Origin of the sequence: Propionivibrio sp. (assembly GCF_049316945.1) — a bacterium.
In the GTDB taxonomy this organism is placed as follows: domain Bacteria; phylum Pseudomonadota; class Gammaproteobacteria; order Burkholderiales; family Rhodocyclaceae; genus Propionivibrio.
This window is the reverse complement of sequence record NZ_JBMOJE010000292.1, coordinates 1-2,786: the sequence shown is the minus strand read 5'-3', so window position 1 is coordinate 2,786 and position 2,786 is coordinate 1. Positions and strand designations below refer to the sequence as shown.

Here is a 2,786-nt window from a genome sequence, read left to right as displayed (position 1 = left end):
AATTCGGGGTTGTAGTGAAACACGGGGTTGCGGGCGACGCCTTTGACCTTCCAGACGCCCAGCGGGAGCGGATCATGTTTGCTGCCGGTAGTGGCAGGAAACTGGGCAACGATTTTGCCGCCTGCATCGACCAGGGACAAAGTGTGGTCCGACTGATCAACGATCACTTTGACGGCTTTCGGAAATTCGCTGCTGGTCGCGACATTGGGAACGACGATTTCTTCGCCCGCACGGTCAAAATCCTTGCCGGGATTGAGTTGCGCAAGTAGCTTGGGACTTGCATGAAACTTCTCACTGAGCGCTTCTTTGGCGGATGTATAACCGAGTGTCTTCATCTTGGCTTTGTCCACCCATTCGGTTGGGATCGGATTAAACGGTCCTGCAACGTCCGCCTCCGGGATCGTATAAGAAACCAGGATGGGTGCGGTGTCGGTATTCAACACATCCCAGGTAGGCGCATCGACGATGCCGCTGGCTGGCAAACCATTCGCTGTCTGGTAACCGCTGATCGCGGTGCGTAGATTTTGTCCGTAAGCAGCATCGATCTCACCGGAGGAAAAATGCGCCCTGTCCAGCAAAACTTGGGCTCGCAACACGACGCTGCCTTTGCTTTTTCGGGTTATCGATTGGGCGCGTTCAGTTTCACTGAGCGAATCGGGGGCTAATAGTTGAGCCGCCATCAATGAAGTACCCGCTGTGCAGGCGATGAGAATTGCGAAGAAATGCTGCGTTTTCATACTTGTTTCTGTCCCTGATGGCCACCCAATTTCCCCCACCTGTGGCCACCTGAAATTCCCCCACCCGGTTGTGGAGCCGAGGTGCGCTTAATCGCCGCATCTACGCCTCTGGTTTGTGCTCGCTACGCGAGGGGAACCGTTATCAAGAAGGGGCAATGGCAGCGGCTCGGAAAACGCACATTCTCGCCTTCGCCCCTGGGGGAATTTCAAGTGGCCATCGGGGCTGTAGAGTAAATTCTCAGAATAGTCGTGGCTGATGTGGCCGTCTGTGCGCTGGCGAACCAGGGATTTCAAGCGGAAAGCCTTACAGGTTTTGACCGCCACCAGCGATGCCGCCTTACCACGCCAGTGTCGGCAATCCACTGCACTGTCAACATCTCGAAGTAGGCGTCATCCTCTTCGAATCGCCGCTTCATGGTGACTTTCAGGCTGTCGCGTGCGTAGCACATCAAGTCAATGGGCATACCGACGGAGAGGTTTCTGAGCATCGTCGAGTCGAAGGACACCAGCACGCGCTTGGTGGCGTCTGCCACCCTCGGCGAGCTCCGGCGTCAGGGTGAAGTCACGCTTTGATTTGTACACCTGCAGGGGATGATGCACCCGCTCAAGCGACGGTGTGGGCATACGGTCCATGCTCAGGCCATTGCGCCGTCCTGGCGGATCACACTTATCTCCCCATCCGCTTCGAGGTACATCAGCTTCACAGATGCGATGTCTTCGACTCCTTCTTGCCGGATCTTCGCGTTCAACTCCTCGTCGGTGATGAATTCACGGCGCATGTTCTTGCGCAGAAGCTTGCCATTGCGCACCAGGCACAATCGTGGCGCAGCAGTAAAGCGCTGGACAAGCGTAAACTTGAAGCTCATGAAGTCGAGCATGTAGCTCCAGAAGACGAGCGTGCCGATCAGCACCATCCCATCGATGGCTGAGGTGGCGCTGCCGATCATGCCGTTCTGCGCTGCATCACCGAGGATCACCACGAACAGGAAGTCGCTGAGACCGAGGGCACCCACGTCACGCCGCAGGACGAAGCGGAAGACGACGAAAAGAAACCAATACATCAGCGTGCCGCGCAGCATCAACTCCAGCGGCGAGACCGTGAAAGTCAGGACACTTGGAAGATCGAAACTAGAAAGGCTCATGGAATATCCGGCGCCAGGTAGTGCGCGCAGATCGATAGACCCGCGCCAGTGAAATATATCCCTACTATTGCAATGGAGTCTGTGCGTCAACAGACACAGCGCCAGCAACTGTTGTTCCACAGCTATCGGGTTGGCAGTCTGTTGCTGACGCAGGCGCTTCAGATCAGCGCGGTTGTATGACTACAAATCCCTTGGAACTTCATGCCGCCAAAAACCTTGCTTTCCCAGGTGCGACATGTAAGCGGTTTAGTCCACCGCTGCTCAAAGGCGGATAGGCGAAGAAAATGGCTTCCCCGTGTTGCAATGAATTTGCGCCATTGTCTACGGCGGGAAGCTAAGTCCCCAAGCCCATCCACACCCGGTACACACGCAGCCACGATTTATGCAAATCCTTTAGTATGGCGCAAATTCAATGCAACGCGGGGCTTGCCGATTCCTGGGTCAGCTTTCTGATTTCTTGGGCAGAAATCGATTGACCCTTTTACTCAAGCGAGCCCACCCGTTATGTGCACGTTGGCGACCACAACGCACGGCGGCTGATCGGTCTCGGAAATGATGAAACCGGCTTGCCCGGAAGTGGCCACTGGTGGACGTCCGCTTGCGCTGCGTTGCCGACTGCTACGCAAAAAAGCAGTTGCCGCCATCGAATGACAGCTTTCCGGTTCTGGCGATGGTCGAATACCCAAATTGGACCAGCGTCGGCAATGTCCGCTTTGGAGCAACCGCCTCGATTCCAGGGTTGACCACGACCGACCGCTTGCGCTGCATTGCAGGTATAGGTTTTTCTCCATTGCTGACCTTTAACTTTGATTGGCAGCTTCCGAGAAAAGTAGCGGTCGGCAGCAGAAAGATCCACAGGCGACATTCGACTTCCCGAACTAATTGCTCCAAAGTTGACATTGGCATC

4 protein-coding genes are annotated in these 2,786 nt (G+C 55.5%); all 4 read right to left on the bottom strand.

Going from position 1 to position 2,786, the window contains the following annotated elements:
- A partial coding sequence (locus ACOYNV_RS27150) for a L,D-transpeptidase family protein (protein WP_422902938.1) occupies positions 1-737 on the bottom strand: 737 nt, incomplete at its 3' end.
- Between the two features lie 290 nt (positions 738-1,027).
- Positions 1,028-1,270, bottom strand: coding sequence for a hypothetical protein (locus ACOYNV_RS27145; protein WP_422902937.1), 243 nt, complete (start codon positions 1,268-1,270; stop codon positions 1,028-1,030).
- A gap of 102 nt (positions 1,271-1,372) precedes the next feature.
- Positions 1,373-1,879 (bottom strand): DUF421 domain-containing protein, encoded by a 507-nt coding sequence (locus ACOYNV_RS27140; RefSeq protein WP_422902936.1) that lies wholly within the window; start codon positions 1,877-1,879, stop codon positions 1,373-1,375.
- 618 nt (positions 1,880-2,497) lie between these two features.
- Positions 2,498-2,786 (bottom strand): hypothetical protein (locus ACOYNV_RS27135; protein WP_422902935.1); only part of this gene is annotated, 289 nt, incomplete at its 5' end.

Coding starts and splice junctions, on each gene's coding strand:
- ACOYNV_RS27140 (WP_422902936.1), bottom strand. CDS start 1,879: ATGAGCCTTTCTAGTTTCGATCTTCCAAGTGTCCTGACTTTCACGGTC.